The organism is Brucella sp. H1_1004 (genome assembly GCF_047308065.1).
GTDB classification, from domain to species: domain Bacteria; phylum Pseudomonadota; class Alphaproteobacteria; order Rhizobiales; family Rhizobiaceae; genus Brucella; species Brucella pseudogrignonensis_B.
In genome coordinates this window covers 1,208,646-1,225,919 of record NZ_JAYKZA010000001.1, presented here as the reverse complement: position 1 = coordinate 1,225,919, position 17,274 = coordinate 1,208,646, and the positions used below count along the sequence as shown (strand labels likewise).

The window sequence follows — 17,274 nt, the reverse complement described above, 5'->3', positions numbered from 1 at the left end:
GGTATTTTGCCCCGCAGTAAAAGACATCCATCGCGTTTACGTTCTAATTCGTGTTCGGATTGCCATTTTGGAATACAAAGGGAGAGGCACATGAGCCTGATTAATTACGTAACCCGTGTTCAATTCGGATTCGGCGAGATCGCTACACTGAAAACGGAACTTGCGCTTTCAGGCATTACCCGCCCTGTTATTGTTACGGACAAAGGTGTGCGTGCACTTGGTATGCTGGATCGAATTGAAGCTGCAACGGGTGTTATTCCTGTAGCCGTTTATGATGAAACTCCCGGTAATCCAAACGAAGCCGCAGCTGTTAAGGCTACAGAGCTTTTCCTTGAAGCAAAGGGGGATGGCATCATTGCGATCGGCGGCGGATCTGCACTGGATCTGGCAAAAGCTGTCGCTGTGCTCGCCGCACATGGTGGACCGCTGAAAACCTATGCTGTCATGGAAGGCGGCATGGAAAAAATAACCAATAAGACATTCCCGATGATTGCAGTGCCGACAACTGCTGGAACGGGTAGTGAAGTTGGCCGCGCCGCAATCATCATTTTAGATGACGGACGCAAGGTTGGGCTGCTTTCTCCTTATCTCATCCCTAAGACAGCAATTGTAGATCCTGAGCTAACGCTTAGCCTACCTCCGATGCTGACCGCAGCGACAGGTATGGATGCCTTGTCACATTGCATCGAAACTTTTCTCGCACCCTCTTTCAATCCACCTGCTGATGGTATTGCTCTTGAGGGGCTGCGCAGGGGCTGGGCCAACATTCGTCTGGCAGTCGAAAAGCCGGATAATCGTGATGCGCGTGCAAATATGGCTATCGTCGCCACGATGGGCGCGATGGCTTTCCAAAAAGGTCTGGGTTGTGTCCACAGCCTCAGCCATTCACTCGGTGGTATTAATCCAAAACTTCATCACGGTACGCTAAACGCAATCTTCATGCCTGCTGTTCTGAACTTTAATCGCAGTGCACAAACGGTGATAGAAGGGGACAAATATGCACGTCTTGCTGATGCCATGGGCCTTGAGACTGACGCAAATATTGGCGCCGCAATTGAAGCGATGACACGCGCTATTGGTTTGCCATCCCGCTTGTCAGAACTTGGTGTCACTGAAGATCTGTTTGATCGGATAGTGACTGGAGCGCTCGCGGACCACAGCCATCGCACGAACCCGCGAGATGCATCGGCAGACGACTACCGCGCGATGCTTCAAGAAGCACTTTGATAGTCAATCTGTAGGGAAGAATCATGACTTTCAAACCGCATGGAAAGCATCTTATCGCTGGCGAATGGATTGCTACAGACGAAACTTTTAAGAACGAGCCGGTTTCTGGTGATGCATCTGAATTCTCGCTGGGAACAGTGGAACTGGTAAATCGTGCTGTTGAAGCAGCGGAAAATGCTTTCTGGTCTTATGGCTATTCCTCGTCTACAGAGCGTGCAGGCTTTTTGCGTGCCATTGCGGATGAGATTGAAGCGCGCGGCGATGCCATCACTGAAATTGGTACTCGGGAGACAGGACTGCCTGTTGGCCGTCTTCAGGGCGAGCGCGGTCGGACGTGCGGCCAGCTCCGTCTCTTTGCCGATCATATTGAAAAGGGCGATTATCTTGACAAGCGTCATGATCCAGCTTTGCCGGATCGTCTGCCTTCGCCACGTCCTGATATCCGATTGATGCAACGTCCTATTGGACCGGTCGCAGTCTTTGGAGCCTCCAATTTCCCGCTCGCCTTTTCGACAGCAGGAGGTGATACGGCAGCTGCCCTTGCAGCGGGTTGTCCTGTTGTTGTGAAAGGCCATTCCGCTCATCCAGGTACGGGCGAAATCATCGCTGAGGCTATCCATGCAGCTATTCAAAAAGCGGGGATCAATCCGGGCGTATTCAGCCTTGTGCAGGGAGGCAATCGCCATGTTGGCAGTGCGCTCGTCACGCATCCGCTGATCAAAGCTGTCGGTTTTACCGGCTCACTGAATGGTGGACGTGCATTATTCGATCTGTGCGCACAACGTGCAGAACCTATTCCGTTCTTTGGAGAGCTGGGCAGCGTCAATCCAATGTTTATCCTGCCTGAAGCTCTGAAGGCACGCGCAGAGTCAATTGGTGACGGCTGGGCAAGTTCGTTGCTGATGGGTGCAGGTCAGTTCTGCACAAATCCGGGTATTGCCATTGTGCTGGATAATTCTGATGCAGATGGATTTGTTGCCGCGACAAAAGAGGGGCTATCAAGCGTCGGATCACAGCTAATGCTCACTGGCGGGATCGCTCAAGCCTATCGCGCTGGACAAGAACGCTTCCAAGCGAGTGATGCCGTTGATGTCATCTACGAGACTGTGTCGAAGGGACGTGAAGCGAACCCAAATTTGTACGAGACGTCTGTAGAGCGCTTTTTTGAGAATCCCAGTTTATCTGAAGAGGTCTTTGGACCACTCGGTCTTGTCGTTCGTGTAAAATCGCTTGAGGACATGCAAAAACTGGCACGAAACCTCGAAGGCCAGCTGACAGCAACAATCCACATGGATGACGCCGATATAAATGCAGCCAAAGCGCTTCTGCCTGTACTGGAGCGCAAGGCCGGACGTGTTCTTGTCAACGGCTTTCCAACGGGAGTTGAAGTGGTTGATTCAATGGTGCATGGGGGGCCATATCCAGCATCAACTAATTTTGGGGCAACAAGCGTTGGTACGATGTCGATCCGACGTTTTCTCAGGCCGGTCAGCTATCAGAACTTTCCCGCGGCTTTATTGCCTGAAGAAGCGCTATAGCAGCACTATCTGAAAGCCTTGCCCATACCGCATTCTACAAGGAGGAGGAATACTCATGAAAACTAAAAATTCAGTGAAAACAGCACTTCTGGCCAGCTTGCTGCTGGCTGGTACCACGTTCACCGCGTCGGCTCAGACCGTACTGACGATAACCCACTCGTCACCGCTCGACAGTCACTTTGGCGAGGGAGCACTTGCGTTCAAAAAAGTCGCTGAAGAACGCTCGAATGGTACATTAAATGTTGTAATCCAGCGCCTGGACAATGAACGTGAGGCCATTGAGAGCGTGCAGCTGGGCTCACAGGAATGCGCTATCGGCTCCGCAGGCCCTCTCGGTAATTTCGTTGCTGAAACACGGGTTATCGACATTCCTTTCTTATTTAATGATTATGCACATGCCCGTGGCGTGTTGGATTCCGAAGTTGGAAAGGAATTACTTGCGCTCTTTCCTGCCCGTGGCCTTTACGGTCTTGCGTGGACTGAGAATGGTTTCCGCAATCTGACAACTGGTGCGAAAAGCATTTCTTCGCCAGAAGATCTGCGAGGCATGAAAATTCGCACGATGGAAAACCAGATACATATGCAGGCTTGGCAGGCTGCGGGTGTTTTGCCGACGCCGATGGCGTTCTCTGAACTTCCGTCTGCATTGCAGCAAGGCACGATTGATGGGCAAGAAAACCCGGTTCCTGTTATTCTGTCAAACAATCTCGATATGATGCAGAAACATCTCTACCTCACGCGGCATGTTTATTCACCAGGTATTCTTGTCTGCAATCCCGACTTCATTGCAAGCCTGACCGATGAGCAGAAAAAAGCCGTTGATGAGGCTGGTGTTGCTGCAACCGCCGCAAACCGTGCACGGGTCGAAAAAGATGACACCGTCGGTATTGAGACGCTACGTAAGCGCGGAATTGAAGTCATCGAGATCGAAAACCGAGACGCTTATCGTGATGCAATGGCTGGCGCGAATAAGGGGTTCGAAGATCAGTTCGGTATTGAGCTTTTACAGCGCATCCGTGACTGGAAAGCTCAATGAACTCAATGTCCAGATTCGTCCGTCAAATGGACGCGGCTTTAGCGATGGGGGTGGCTGCGGCCGCCTCTCTAGCGCTCGCTCTTGCGGTGGCATCAAGCTTCTGGCAGGTGATGGGGCGCTTCGTTTTTCACTCACCGTCTACATGGTCTGAGGCACTAACGCGGCTTTGTCTGGTTTGGATGGTACTTCTGGGAATCTCTACGGCACTTCGTAGAGGTGCCTTCATTGCTATTGATCTGGCGCGAGAAAGCACATCGGGCCGGATTCGTCGTTCCATTGAGGCAACAACACTTATCTCATGCCTGATCATGTTCGGGACCCTTTTCTGGTTTGGTCTCGCCATGACCCAGCGCGTTCGCTTTCAGGAAATGGCTGGGCTCGATATCTCAATTGCATGGGGCTATGCCGCAATTCCGGTTGGATCGGTTTTCGCCGCGCTCGGAGCAATCGTTCACTTCATTGATTTGGGCAGGGAGAACGCAGGATGACCGCTGCAATGATTACTGCCATGATGGTTTTGTTTGCCATCTCGGTGCCCGTCGCTATTTCCGTAGGTCTTGCCTCAATGATCGGGCTTATTGGCTTCACCAGCTTGCCATCGATCATCATTCCCCAGCAGATATTCATAGCGCTCGACAAGTTTCCACTTGCCGCCATCCCTTTTTTCATCCTTGCGGGTAACCTCATGGAAGTCGGGGGGCTTTCGCGTCGGCTGGTCGAATTCGCACGTTCTTTTGTCGGGCAGGTTCAGGGTGGACTTGCAGCGACGTGCGTATTGACATGTATGCTGTTCTCCGCGATTTCGGGTTCAAGCGTTGCCACAACATTTGCAGTTGGCGCTGTTCTTATTCCCGCTATGCGCAATTATGGCTATCCGGTAGGCTTTGCAGCAGCCCTTATGGCTGCGTCCGCAGAACTTGGCGTGATCTTCCCGCCATCCATCCCGATGATCCTATATGGCGTTGCTACCCAGACTTCGATACCGGAGTTGTTCCTTGCTGGTGTATTGCCTGGTTTCATGATCGCAGGCGCACTGTTGTTAACAGCAATTATCTGGTGCCGCATCAAGGGGTGGGGTAAACGCGATGGAGAAGGTCGCCAGCCACGTCTCATTGCAACGCGTCGTGCCATATGGGCATTGCTTATGCCAATCTTCATCATGGGAGGCATTTATGGCGGCATCACAACCCCAACCGAAGCCAGTGTTATAGCGGTTATTTACGCCTTGTTGGTGGGGCTATTTTTGCATCGTGAAATGAACTTGACAGATGTTGCGAATGCCTTTCGCAAGACGGTTATCACCTCTGCCGTAATTATGTTCATTATCGGCGTTGCAACGTTGATGGGCTATCTTCTGAACAGACAGGGTGTTCCTGATGCAGCAGCAGTTTGGCTTACCAGCACCTTCGACGGTCCCGTATCATTGATGCTGGCAATCAACGCGATGCTCTTTACCGTCGGCATGTTTATTGAGACTGGTGCAAGTATTATTGTTCTGGCTCCAATTCTGCAAGAAGCTGCGGTTCGTGTGGGCATTGAGCCAGTGCATTTTGGAACCGTAATGGTGATAAACTTGGCACTCGGAATGATAACGCCGCCGCTCGGAGTCAACCTGTTTGCTGCTGCACAAATCGCAGGATGCTCGGTCACTGCAATGCTCAGACCGCTGATCGTATTTGTGTTGGTCATCATTGTTTGCCTGATGATTGTGTCCTTTGTGCCAGCAATCAGCATGACATTGCCTGGCCTGATGGGTCGCTAGCGCGCCAAGCTTTCAACGAAACTTGCCTGCCCCAAGTCAGGGGTGGGCATGATGCAATTATTTGACGAGGTTTGAGCGGCTATGACCCAAACGCTTATTAAGAATCTGCGCGAAATCGTTGGCCGTCGTTATCTTCATATCAGCGACAGCTCTACCCGTCGTTTTCGTAAAGGCTACCGTTATGGCGACGGCACGGTTCTGGCTGCCGTCGAGCCAGGGACGCTTGTTGAACAGTGGCGTGTGCTTGAAGCATGTGTGGCAGCAGATGTGGCGATCATCTTCCAGGCAGCCAATACTGGTCTAACCGGGGGCTCCACGCCGTTTGGTGACGGCTATGATCGCCCCATCGTCATAGTCTCCACCCTTCGTAATAGGAGAATTGACCTTATAGACCACGGCAGACAAATTCTGAGCATGCCGGGTGCAACACTTGACCAGCTCGAAAGACGCCTCAAACCGCTTGGCCGCGAGCCGCACTCGGTTATCGGTTCAAGCTGCATTGGCGCTTCTGTAACTGGAGGCATCTGCAACAATTCTGGTGGGTCTCTCGTTCAGCGCGGTCCAGCTTACACTCAGCTGGCTCTCTTTGCGCAGGTCGATGCGAATGGCAAACTACATCTTGTTAATCATTTAGGAATTCGTCTCGGTAGTAATCCTAAAGAGATACTTTCCCGTCTGGATGCCGGGCAATATTCCGACGACGATATTGATTTTCCGCAAAGTGCACAGGCCTCAGATATCGAGTACAAGGAACATGTTCGGGATATTGCGGCAAAAACACCAGCCCGCTTCAACGCGGATCCTCGTCGACATTACGAAGCCTCAGGTTCCGCTGGCAAGATTGGCATATTTGCACTCCGGCTGGACACATTCCCGACTGCAAAAGAGGAAAAGGTATTTTACATTGGATCTCACGATCCTGCTGAACTCCAAACCATTCGCCGTCATATTTTGGCGAATTTTAAAAACTTGCCGATCGCCGGTGAGTATATGCATACCGATGCTTTCCGCGCTGCACAGATATGGGGCAAAGATCTTTATCTTTTCATCCGTACCTTTGGCACTCTGAACGTTCCACGTGCCTTTAAGGCAAAAAGCTGGTTCGACGGCGTGACAGAAAAGCTGGGGTTAGGCAAATCAGTTTCAGATAAGCTCCTTCAATTCGTCAGCCGCCTTTTGCCTGAGCATATGCCGGCACGGCTGGTGGATTATAGAAATCGTTATCCTCATCACCTGATGATCCGCACTGGTGATGCATGCATCACTGAGATGCGCGATTATCTCGCCACTATTTTTCCGAGTGCGAGCGGTAGCTTCATTGAGTGCAGCAATGAAGAAGGCAGTGCAGCGTTTCTCAACCGCTTTACCGTTGGGAGTGCTGTTGTGCGTTATCGCGCTGTTCATTCGCGTACTGTTGAAGATATCGTTGCACTTGACGTTGCGCTGCCTCGCGACACGATTGACTGGTTCGAAACTCTTCCAGATTCTCTAGATAATCAAATTGCCCTGAAAATCTATGTAGGACATTTCTTTTGCCATGTAATGCATCAGGAATATCTCGTTAAAAAGGGAACTCACTGCGAAGCATTCGAACACGATATATGTGCTCTTCTGGATGCACGCGGCGCAGAATATCCAGCCGAGCATAATGTCGGGCATCTTTACGATGCTAAACCCGCGTTAAAGAATTTTTATCGCTCACTTGATCCGACTAACAGCTTCAATCCTGGCATCGGCAAAACATCAAAATGTCGCCATTGGCAGTAGACCGAGTAACGCGGCCTTCTCCTGATTGCGATACCACTGTTGTCGGCGCTCACGCCTCGGTGGCTGCCGCAAAACACGGAGGGCAATGGTAGACCGATGGGTCGCCCGCGCGGTGGATTCAAGTCCAAACTTTATCCCATAGCGAGCAATTTCGAGTGATACTGTCGTTTTCCATCTAACCGTGGCCAGGTTGCGGATACAACGCGCTTCGGAGCCTTGCTCGACATAGGGCCGGCATCAACCCACGGGCCACCGCGCGAATTCGCGGCCCGAACATGATGGTCACCTATCAGGCAAAGAGAAGGCCACGCCGATCTTCCACAAGCCGCTTGGTCGTATCGAGCAAGCAGCTTCTGGCGGCTCAAACACCCACTTGTATTCTTGCTTAAATTCGCTGAAACGACCCAAATTAGCGGGTCCCTGCAATTGGTTTGTGATCTATTACCCTATCATTCCCTGTTCATGAGCGTTTCATTCATGAAGTCGAAATTTAGCTTTCGAGCACACTTCTGGTAACCGACCAACCTTTGAGGTGATGAGAGCGCAAGACCTCGCGCAGTAGCGGTCCTTCGCGTTGCTTAAGTGCATCCAATATTTGTTCGTGTTCAAATACAGCGCGCTCCCAGCGCTCTGGCCTTCTATTACCCGCATAACGATAACGTCGGATTCTGGCGCTTTCGGCTGCGTAGACACGCGATAGCGTCGCGTTTTGCGCGCAATCGACGATTTCTTGATGAATGGTCTGATTGATATGGAAATATTCCATCAGTTCCTGAGCGCGAAAGCTCGCGACCATTTTCTGGTGCAACTCTTCGATATGCTTGATCATTGCGCGGCTGGCTTTTTCGCAGGCCCGCTCAGCAGCAACACTCTCGAGTCCTATCAATACATCTATCGCCGCCTCTACATCTGAAGGTGAAAGGCTGACAACTGTTGCGCCGCGATTTGGAGAAATTGCAATTAATCCTTCGCCTTCAAGGATTTTGAAAGCTTCTCGCAAGGGTGTGCGCGATACGCCAAGACGCTCAGTGAGAATTCGTTCGTTAATTCTCTCGCCCCCTGGTAGCTCGCCTGAAACAATCATATCCCGGATATGTTGGGTTACGAAGGTCGAACGCTGTCCGCGTGGCCATAAATCATCATTCTCTAAAGAATCCATCACAACCTCTTTTGCATGCAATCCATCTTAAATGCTATGAAATGCGCCTGCAACAGTGTTGACACATATTATTTTGCATGCAATTAATCCGGAAATGGTGAGGAGATCGATTGTTTTGGCAGTTTTATCTGTCTGATCTGGTCAAATTGCATACAGAATGATGATGTCTCGTGTGACGTGTCGCAGTTAGACTGTTGTTTGCAGTTATTGCATACAAAGTTGATGGCGACGCGATTGAGAATGATTGCGAAAGATGTAGTCCGGATGAATTATCACGCCTATTTCGATGCCAGCCACCGCCCCATCGAGACCTGCATACTCGGTACGGGAGGATTTGGCCGCAGCTTTCTGGCGCAAGGGTTGCGAGTGCCTCTGATGCGTGCGCGTGTAGCCGTTGATATTTCTGCTACGGCTGCTGCGAAAGCAATTATTGAAACTGGTGTGGCTGCTGATAGTGTTTGCGTTTGTGATACCGTTGAGGCGGCGCGCTCCGCATGGGATGCTGGCAAGTATATCGCTGTTGCTGATTTTGCGCTTGTTGCAGATCTTCCGTTCGACGTTGTTGTTGAAGCGACTGGCCATCCAGAGGCCGGTGCACGTCATGCGCGTTTGGCTATTGAAGCCGGTCATCACGTAGCACTTGTCTCGAAAGAGGTTGATAGCGTCATAGGACCGGGCCTCGCTGCCATGGCGCGAGAAAAGCGGTTGATAGTGACGCCAGTTGACGGCGATCAGCCGAGCTTGCTCATTGGACTGATTACTTGGGCGCAGTTGCTAGGATTTGAGATTATTGCAGCTGGAAAATCCAGCGAGTATGACTTCGTTTTTGACGCTGAGACGGGTAAGCTCACAAGCAATGGCGTGACTGTTGATGCGCCAGATTTTGGGCAATTTTCGCAGTCTGCTGATCGTAGCATGCAGGATGTTATGGCTGGTCGTGCATTGGCTGCTTCTGATTTGCCGCAACGCGCTGTCCCTGATCTGTGCGAATTGAGTGTCGTTGCAAATGCGCTTGGACTGAGTGTTGATGCGCCCGCGCTTCATGCCCCCATTGCACGTATTGGCGAAGTCCCTTCGGTGTTCTGCTCAAAATCGGAGGGCGGAATTCTCGAAGAAACTGGCACTCTTGATGTCTTTCATTGCCTGCGAAATCCGGGTGAGGTCAGTTTCGCGGGCGGCGTTTTTGTGATTATTCGTTGTGACGATATTGCAACGTGGAAAATGCTTGAAGAAAAAGGTCATGTCGTCAGCCGTGACCTGAAATGCGCGATGGTTTACATCCCGCGTCATCTGCTTGGTTTGGAAGCTGCAACTTCTGTTCTTGAAGCAGGCATGAAAGGCCTTTCGTCAGGCGCAATTATCCCAGCGCATCATGTCGATTTGGTTGCAATTGCTGATATTGATCTGGAAGCTGGGCATGTCCTCGAAATGGGTGGTCATCACCATTCGGTAACTGGGGTGTCCTCGGCTATTTTGCCAGCACGTCCTTTGACTGGCGAAGCGCCTGCGCCTTTTTATCTGGCTGCGAACAAGACGCTTAAGCGTTCGGTCAAGGCCGGGAAGGCCATTACGATCGCTGACCTCGAAATTCCTGAGACAAGTGCTCTTTGGCAACTTCGTCTTTGGCAAGACGCATTCTTTTTCGGGGCTGACAAGCCGCGCACATAACAAAGATCATCTGGGAGGAAAACATGATCATGAACATTAATCGTCGCCGTTTCATGGGCGTCATGGCTTCGGGTGCAGCTCTTTTGGCCGCACCGGCAATTGGTCGAGCGCAGTCAACACAGGTGTTAAAGCTGGCGCATCCACACCCGGATACCGATAGCTGGCAAGATGCTGGCTTGTGGATGAATGAAGCGCTTCGTGAGCGCACAGATGGCGCGCTTGGTGTTCAGGTCTTTGCCAACGGAATCCTTGGTAATGATTCCACCATGATCAATGCGGTGCGCGGTGGCACGATTGATATTATGGTGACAGGGAATCCATTTTTTACCGGGCTTGCGCCAAAGCTCAATGTGCTTGATCTGCCATTCCTGTTCAAAGATCGTAACCATGTTGCAGCGGTTTTGGACGGAGAAATTGGTGATGAGTTGCGTGCGGAGCTTGAGCCGTCAGGCATTGTTGCGCTGGCAACATGGGAGACTGGCTGGCGCAATGTCACCAACAGCCGTCGTCCTGTTCATGGTGTTGACGACCTGAAAGGCCTTAAAATCCGGACCACACCGAACCCGGCACATATCAGAGCATTTGAACTGCTTGGAGCCGTTCCAACACCTATGGCTTTCACTGAGTTGTTCACAGCGCTTGAAATGCGCTCGATTGATGGTCAGGAAAACCCCACCACACTGATCCTCAATTCGAAGTTCAACGAAGTGCAGCGTTACCTTTCGCTCACCCAGCACGCGTTTACCACATCGCCATTGGTTACGAACAAGACGAAGCTTGATGCAATGGACCCGGCATTGCGGGAGGCCTTGGTAGCGGTTGCGCGTGAAGCAGCTGTCAAGCAACGCCAGATGAACGCTGAGCGTGAGATTTCCAGCTTGGAGACACTTAAATCCGAAGGGATGGAAGTTGTCGAAACGCCGGATCGTGAAGCGCTGCGCGCTGTTGTGGCCGACAAAGTACGAGAAGCCTTTGCTACCCAGTTTGGCGCAGAATTGCCAGATCGCATAGCAGCACTCGGCTGACATTAATTCATCCTATCACTGCGGTGCAGATCACAAAAATCTGCGCCCATCATACCTTATTTTTAGTTCGTCGCAGTGTCATGCCATTCAGATTTGACGCATCTGAATGTGAAATACTTGAGCAGGAAAGCCAGATGCGCATCGTTGATCTCAGCATGCCTATATCCGATCATTTTCGATGGAACCCACAGGTGCACGTAAAGGGTGATAAGTCGGGCGGGGATCAGTTCCGCGTGACGTCGCTGGCAACCACGTGCCATGGTTTCACCCATGTCGATGCGCAGGCGCACTTCATCGCCGGTGCGCCCACGATTGAGGCGACACAGCTTGAAAATGTCGTCGGTGCGTGTCGCCTGTTCGATTTGTCTCACGTGCCAGAGAATAGTGCGATCACCGCAGAACAACTGGCTTCTACAAATCCGGGTGGTAAGGAAGGCGATATATTGCTGCTTTCAACGCAGTGGGATCAGCGCCGTGATTATAAGACCCGCGAATTCTGGACAGAAGCGCCGTGGCTGACGCGTGAGGCATCAGAATATCTTCTGGAACTAAAGCCAAGCGCGCTTGCCGTTGATTTCCCGCAAGACTACCCAATCCGCCTTCTTCTCGACGGTGTTCGTGTTCCTGACGAAGAGCATGTCACACATGATGTGTTATTGCGTGCAGGTGTTACGCTAATTGAATATGTCGTCAACACAGCGGCTCTCACCAGCAAACGATTTCTGCTTTCCGCCGCTCCGCTTAAAGTCGTTAATGCCGATGGCGCACCGGCGCGGGTCTTCGCAATCGAGGGGGAGATCCGACTGTGAGTTTCTTGCAACAGATATCAGATTGGGGATTTAAGGCGCTTGAAGCCTTTCTTGCTCTGATCCTGGCCACAATGGTGGCATTGGTTTTCGCGAACGTCGTCATGCGTTATGGGTTTGATACCGGCATTACGATCACCGATGAAGTGTCCCGTATGATGTTTGTGTGGATTTCATTTGTTGGTGCGGTGGTCGTCGCACGCCGCCATGAACATCTCGGTGTGGATATCCTGACAGCGCGTTTAACCGGCACCTCCGCTATCATTTGCCGCGCGCTCACAAATATAATTATCATCGCCTGCTGCTGCTTTCTGGTTGCTGGCGCATATGATCAGACGATCACCAATATGGCCAACAAAGCGCCTATTTCAGGTATTCCGATGGGTGTGGTCTACGCGGCCCCGCTGATAGCAGGTGTAATGATCGCGGTTGTCGCATTCATTGATCTGATTTGTGCGCTTTTCACATTTGCTAAAAATCAGCACAGTGAGGATCGCTTAAAATGACCACGCTTGTTGTTTTTATCGTTGTGCTTATTGCAGCACTTCTTATCGGAACCCCCATCGCCTTTGGCCTGATCCTCAGCGGCATTGCCATGATGTGGTGGCTTGGAATGCTCGATTGGCAGCTGATTGCGCTGCAAATGACCAATGGCGCGGATAGTTTTCCGCTACTGGCTATTCCTTTCTTCCTGCTCGCTGGCGAGGCGATGAATGTTGGCGGTTTGTCGCGCCGTTTGGTCAATTTCGGATTGACGCTCGTTGGGCATCTCAAAGGTGGTTTGGGCTATGTTGCTATTGTGACGGCACTTCTGCTTGCAAGTCTTTCTGGATCGGCGATTGCGGATACTGCAGTGCTGGCAGGTATGCTGATCCCGATTATGCGCGATGCTGGCTATAACCTAGGCCGTTCCGCTGGTCTTATCAGCGCAGGCGGTATCATCGCGCCCGTCTTGCCGCCTTCAATCGGATATATCGTGTTTGGCGTTGCCGGTGGCGTCTCGATAACACGATTGTTTATGGCTGGTATTGTGCCAGGGCTGTTAATGGCGCTCTCGCTTGCTGTGGCCTGGTGGTTGCTAAGCCGTAAGGAAAATACCGCTGTTCTGCCTCGTTCGAGCTGGAAAGATGTTGGTAAAGCAGCAATGGATGCAGGCTTTGCGTTCATGCTACCCGTTATCATTATTGGCGGACTGAAGGCCGGAATATTCACTCCCACAGAAGCTGGCGTTGTCGCTTGCGTCTATGCTCTGTTCATCGGGTGCTTTGTCTATCGCGAAATTTCACTAGCCAAGCTTTATCATTGCTTTGTGAGTGCAGTGCTGACGACATCAGCCGTAATGCTTCTGGTCGCAGCCGCTTCCATCACAGCCTATATGATCGCGATTGCAAACATTCCAGCCGAAATTGTTGGCTGGCTTGGTCCACTGCGTGAAAGTCCGTTGCTTCTGATGGCTGTTATGCTGCTGCTGTTGATCGTGATCGGTACAGCGCTGGATTTCATTCCAACCATTCTGATCATGACTCCAGTGCTTCTGCCAATCGCCAAGCAGGCGGGCGTTGACCCTGTTTATTTTGGTGTGATGTTCATCATGACGGCTGCAATAAGCCTGATTACACCACCAGTGGGCGCTGTTTTAAACGTGGCCTGCGCAGTCGCAAAAGTTCGCTATATGGATGTTGTGCGTGGTGCTATCCCTTTCATTGTCGCACAGTTTGCTGTTCTGGTTCTGTTATGGCTGTTCCCGCAAATTGTTATCGTTCCTGCGCGTTGGCTCTATTGAGCCGCGCCTCCGATATGCAGTAGGAGATGACTATGCTTCTTGGCGCTATTGCCGATGATCTGACCGGTGCGACTGATCTTGCCCTTATTCTATCACGTGAAGGAATGAATGTTGTGCAGGTCAATGGTCTGCCCAAAGATACATCGCAGTTTGGTGATGCTGATGCAGTGATCATTGCACTTAAGTCCCGTACAATCGAGCCAGAGGCGGCGATTAAACAATCGATTGGTGCAGCAAAACTGCTGCTTGAAGCAGGTGCAAAACAGCTCTTCTTCAAATACTGTTCGACCTTTGATTCAACCGATAAGGGCAATATCGGCCCTGTTACGGATGCACTGCTGAAACTTGTTGGCGAGAGCCGAACGATCGCTTGTCCCGCCTTTCCGGCCAATGGGCGCACAGTTTTTCAGGGCCACTTGTTTGTTGGTAACCAACTGCTGTCGGAAAGTCCGCTGCGCGACCATCCGCTTACGCCGATGTGCGATCCTAACCTCGTCCGTGTTCTGCAACGACAATCTGCAAATGAGGTTAGTCTGGTTGCCCATCAGGTGGTGGCGTCAGGAGCAGATACTATTGCGGATGTGCTGGCCGAGTTGAATGGGATCGCAATCGTGGATGCGATTGATGATATGAATTTGCGCGCTATCGGGCGTGCGGTGCGTGATTTGAAGCTGGTTACAGGCGGTTCTGCGGTCGCTCAGGGCTTGCCCGAAAATTTTCGTATGTCAGGGCTGCTACGTGAGACTGGTGGTCGCTCAGAAACACCGATTGCTATTGGCGGCGGCGTCATATTAGCTGGCTCGTGTTCCGCTGCAACCCGGCGACAGATTGAGACGGCGAAGGTTCATGGTGTCCCATCAATGCAGTTGAATGCATTGGATATTGCCGGCGGAAAAACCACACCCGGCGACGTGATTGCTTTCGTCAGATCACATCGTGATAGCCTATTGCCTCCACTCGTTTACTCGTCTGCCGAGCCTGATATCGTTGCACTGGCACAAGAAGAACTTGGCCGGGAAACTGTAGGTCTCGTCGTTGAGAAACTTCTTGGCGAGGTTGCAGCTGGTCTTTCTAAGCAGGGATATAATCGCTTTATCATTGCTGGCGGTGAGACGTCCGGTGCCGTGGTTCAAGCGCTGGGGGCTGAGGCTTTCTGGATTGGCCGGGAGATTGATCCCGGTGTGCCGCTTGTGACATCCGCAGGCGAAGGGCCGGTGAGGCTTGCTCTTAAATCGGGTAATTTTGGCTCGGATGAATTTTTCATCAAAGCCTGGGAGATGATGGCGTGATCGCAATAATGTCGGAAGAAACCCGTTTGCGAGATGAAATGTGCGCCGTCGGAAAGTCGATCTTTGATCGCGGTCTGACATTTGGCTCTACAGGCAATATCAGTGCACGGCTGAGCGATGGTACGATGCTGATGACACCGACTGATTGCTCGCTCGGCACTCTCGATCCTGCAAGGCTTTCGCGGTGCACTGCTGACGGCACTTTGATAAGCGGTGACCGACCGACCAAGGAAGCATTTTTGCATTCTTGTATGTATTGCGAGCGTCAGTCTGCAGGAGCTGTTGTGCACTTGCATTCGACTTATGCAGTTGCAGCCAGCATTATGGCTGATGTTGATCCAGAAAATGTGCTGCCACCATTGACCGCTTATTATGTGATGCGGGTAGGGCGCTTGCCACTGGTTCCCTATTTTGCTCCGGGCGATGAGAAACTAGCTTATGCAGTCAAAGACATGGCCAAGAATCATCATGCCGTGCTTCTGGCGAATCACGGTCCTGTGGTTTCTGGTCGTAACTTGCGTGAGGCGCAATATGCGACGGAAGAACTCGAAGAAACAGCACGACTGTTTTATCTGCTGAATGATAGAGCAATTAGACCACTCAATATGGAACAGATGCGCTCGCTTGAATCGCGATTTAAGTGTACGAAAACATGAAGTTACATTAATCTTATTTTAGCTGGGAGTTCTCAGGTTGGCGTAAAGACACTTTAGTTTTGTCTTACGATTGAACTGTGGCAATGCGTTCCCAGTCAATCTGAAAGGCAGTACAGCTTCCGTTGAGCCATAAAAGAATACTAACACTACTTTGGCAGAATACATTTTGGCGGTCTGAAGCGAATTCAGCAGTGCGGACATCGTCTGGGGCTGACGTTGATGGGAGGGTGTTCATGACTGCGTGTCGTATGGCTGGCAGTGTCGGTTTAGGCGGGCCGTGCCTCTTGGCTTTTTTCCCGCTTGACTTGGTGTAGGCGCTGATGTTGCAGGAAGGCATAAGCGATCATTGTCATCAGCGCGTGTCGATGCAGACCTTGCCATGATCGGCCTTCGAAGTGATCAAGGCCGAGTTCTTCTTTCATTTGTTGATGCGCCTGCTCGCAGACCCATCGGGCTTTGATGGCAGTTGCCAGCTGCTTTAATGCTGCTTCGCCCGGCATATGTTGCTGTCCCTTGTCGAAGATACGGTGCGGACTACCATCAGCGATCCGAATGCGGAGCACAGCAAAGTGCGCTGTCAGGCGACCTTTCGTTCCGCGACGCCAACTGACCTCCTTCCAGGATCGCTTCGGCCGCCCTCGACAGGGTGTCAGGGATCGAATGCTTGCGCGGCCTGCCGTGACCGGAAACCGGAAAAATCGGGGCGACACCATGGGGATAAGCACATCTCCTCGGGGACGCCAGCCTTCACCATCCGATCCTGGTTACTGGTCCAGCTTTCCGGCAAGAACAGTCGCAAACCAACCGGAACTGGAACCGCCTCGCGTGCTAACGTCAGCGATACCAACGTCTAACAATTGGCGCGTTTGCCCAGCATCGAAGCATATTGTGGCGCCCCCTACCGAATGATCACCCTTCTTCGGTAGACCCGTATCGTCGATCACCCGAAAGGCGTCTGAGGCTCCGACTATTCTGTCAGCCTGTACAGCCAGCTCCGTCTCAAACGGACTGACGTCCCAAATCCCATCCGAGATGAAATGATGCAGACGATCGTAGTGATCAGGCGCAAGGCGTTCCGCCATCGGCTCGATACTCTTGCGATCACCCGGTCCGATCAGGCCCAAAACATATACCGGCATATCGGCCGCCGTTTTTGTGACCAAGCTTCTCAACAAACGGCTTCAACCAATCCGCCAGTGCAATATTCCGCTCCACCATCCATCACACCCCTTTTAAGGGGCCAAAGATGGCCGATCATCGTTAATCGTTGGTTAATCTGCCAAAGTAGTGCTAGGCAGTGTTGAGAAAGTGGAATCCCATATCGATAACGCGATGGTGGAAACATTCTTCAAAATGTTAAAATCAGAGCTGATTTGGAGAACGATATTTCATAGAAGGCAAGATGCAGAAATAGCTATTGCCCGATATATCGAGGGCTTCTACAATTCCGTCAGCCGTCATTCTTCACTTGACTATTTGAGCCCGGCTCACTTCCAATGAACGGCCGCATAGTCGAAAAATGACTCTCCACTTTTCCGAAGCAAGTCCAAACCGCGCT

General features: G+C 51.5%; 14 protein-coding genes and 2 pseudogenes. 14 read left to right on the top strand and 2 right to left on the bottom strand.

Annotated elements, in window-relative coordinates; genetic code table 11:
* Window positions 1-90: 90 nt before the first annotated feature.
* From U2P60_RS05880 to dld, 6 genes are all read left to right on the top strand, one after another.
* The gene (locus U2P60_RS05880; protein ID WP_413571766.1) at window positions 91-1,227 is read left to right on the top strand and encodes an iron-containing alcohol dehydrogenase; all 1,137 of its coding nucleotides are present in this window, start codon (window positions 91-93) and stop codon (window positions 1,225-1,227) included.
* A gap of 23 nt (window positions 1,228-1,250) precedes the next feature.
* On the top strand, window positions 1,251-2,765 hold the full coding sequence (locus U2P60_RS05875) for an aldehyde dehydrogenase (NADP(+)) (RefSeq protein ID WP_413571764.1): 1,515 nt from the start codon (window positions 1,251-1,253) through the stop codon (window positions 2,763-2,765).
* A 55-nt stretch (window positions 2,766-2,820) separates the two neighbouring features.
* Window positions 2,821-3,801 carry a TRAP transporter substrate-binding protein DctP gene (gene dctP / locus U2P60_RS05870; RefSeq protein ID WP_313829707.1) on the top strand — a complete coding sequence of 327 codons (981 nt, stop codon included), beginning with the start codon at window positions 2,821-2,823 and terminating at the stop codon, window positions 3,799-3,801.
* 5 nt (window positions 3,802-3,806) lie between these two features.
* Window positions 3,807-4,289 (top strand): TRAP transporter small permease, encoded by a 483-nt coding sequence (locus tag U2P60_RS05865; RefSeq protein ID WP_313829706.1) that lies wholly within the window; start codon window positions 3,807-3,809, stop codon window positions 4,287-4,289.
* Window positions 4,286-5,563 (top strand): TRAP transporter large permease, encoded by a 1,278-nt coding sequence (locus tag U2P60_RS05860; protein ID WP_313829705.1) that lies wholly within the window; start codon window positions 4,286-4,288, stop codon window positions 5,561-5,563. The genes U2P60_RS05865 and U2P60_RS05860 overlap by 4 nt, the downstream gene beginning before the upstream one ends.
* 81 nt (window positions 5,564-5,644) lie before the next feature.
* Entirely contained in the window at window positions 5,645-7,330 is a 1,686-nt protein-coding gene (gene dld, locus U2P60_RS05855) for a D-lactate dehydrogenase (RefSeq protein WP_413571763.1), read from the top strand.
* Window positions 7,331-7,820: 490 nt separating this feature from the next.
* Here dld and U2P60_RS05850 read toward each other — a convergent pair whose 3' ends face one another.
* The gene (locus U2P60_RS05850) at window positions 7,821-8,489 is read right to left on the bottom strand and encodes a GntR family transcriptional regulator (protein WP_413571762.1); all 669 of its coding nucleotides are present in this window, start codon (window positions 8,487-8,489) and stop codon (window positions 7,821-7,823) included.
* 264 nt (window positions 8,490-8,753) lie between these two features.
* Here U2P60_RS05850 and U2P60_RS05845 point away from each other — a divergent pair, with 264 nt between their 5' ends.
* The 7 genes from U2P60_RS05845 to otnC all read left to right on the top strand — a co-directional run bounded on the left by U2P60_RS05845 (window position 8,754) and on the right by otnC (window position 15,716).
* Window positions 8,754-10,157: an NAD(P)H-dependent oxidoreductase gene (locus tag U2P60_RS05845; RefSeq protein WP_413571761.1), complete on the top strand. Its 1,404-nt coding sequence runs from the start codon at window positions 8,754-8,756 to the stop codon at window positions 10,155-10,157.
* 23 nt (window positions 10,158-10,180) lie between these two features.
* Window positions 10,181-11,182 carry a TRAP transporter substrate-binding protein gene (locus U2P60_RS05840; protein ID WP_313829701.1) on the top strand — a complete coding sequence of 334 codons (1,002 nt, stop codon included), beginning with the start codon at window positions 10,181-10,183 and terminating at the stop codon, window positions 11,180-11,182.
* Between the two features lie 134 nt (window positions 11,183-11,316).
* On the top strand, window positions 11,317-11,991 hold the full coding sequence (locus tag U2P60_RS05835; protein WP_413571760.1) for a cyclase family protein: 675 nt from the start codon (window positions 11,317-11,319) through the stop codon (window positions 11,989-11,991).
* On the top strand, window positions 11,988-12,494 hold the full coding sequence (locus tag U2P60_RS05830) for a TRAP transporter small permease (RefSeq protein ID WP_413571758.1): 507 nt from the start codon (window positions 11,988-11,990) through the stop codon (window positions 12,492-12,494). Before U2P60_RS05835 ends, U2P60_RS05830 begins: the two co-directional genes overlap by 4 nt.
* Complete coding sequence (locus U2P60_RS05825; protein ID WP_413571757.1) at window positions 12,491-13,771, top strand: TRAP transporter large permease; 1,281 nt, start codon at window positions 12,491-12,493, stop codon at window positions 13,769-13,771. Before U2P60_RS05830 ends, U2P60_RS05825 begins: the two co-directional genes overlap by 4 nt.
* Before the next feature lie 32 nt (window positions 13,772-13,803).
* Window positions 13,804-15,060, top strand: coding sequence for a 3-oxo-tetronate kinase (gene otnK / locus U2P60_RS05820; RefSeq protein WP_413571756.1), 1,257 nt, complete (start codon window positions 13,804-13,806; stop codon window positions 15,058-15,060).
* 8 nt (window positions 15,061-15,068) lie between these two features.
* Window positions 15,069-15,716, top strand: coding sequence for a 3-oxo-tetronate 4-phosphate decarboxylase (gene otnC / locus U2P60_RS05815; protein WP_413572005.1), 648 nt, complete (start codon window positions 15,069-15,071; stop codon window positions 15,714-15,716).
* 266 nt (window positions 15,717-15,982) lie between these two features.
* Here the strand turns inward: otnC and U2P60_RS05810 are convergent.
* Window positions 15,983-16,934, bottom strand: a pseudogene (locus tag U2P60_RS05810) (IS701 family transposase).
* A gap of 105 nt (window positions 16,935-17,039) precedes the next feature.
* Here U2P60_RS05810 and U2P60_RS05805 point away from each other — a divergent pair.
* Window positions 17,040-17,216 (top strand): annotated as a pseudogene (locus U2P60_RS05805) (IS3 family transposase); the annotation flags it as partial.
* Between the last annotated feature and the right edge of the window lie 58 nt (window positions 17,217-17,274).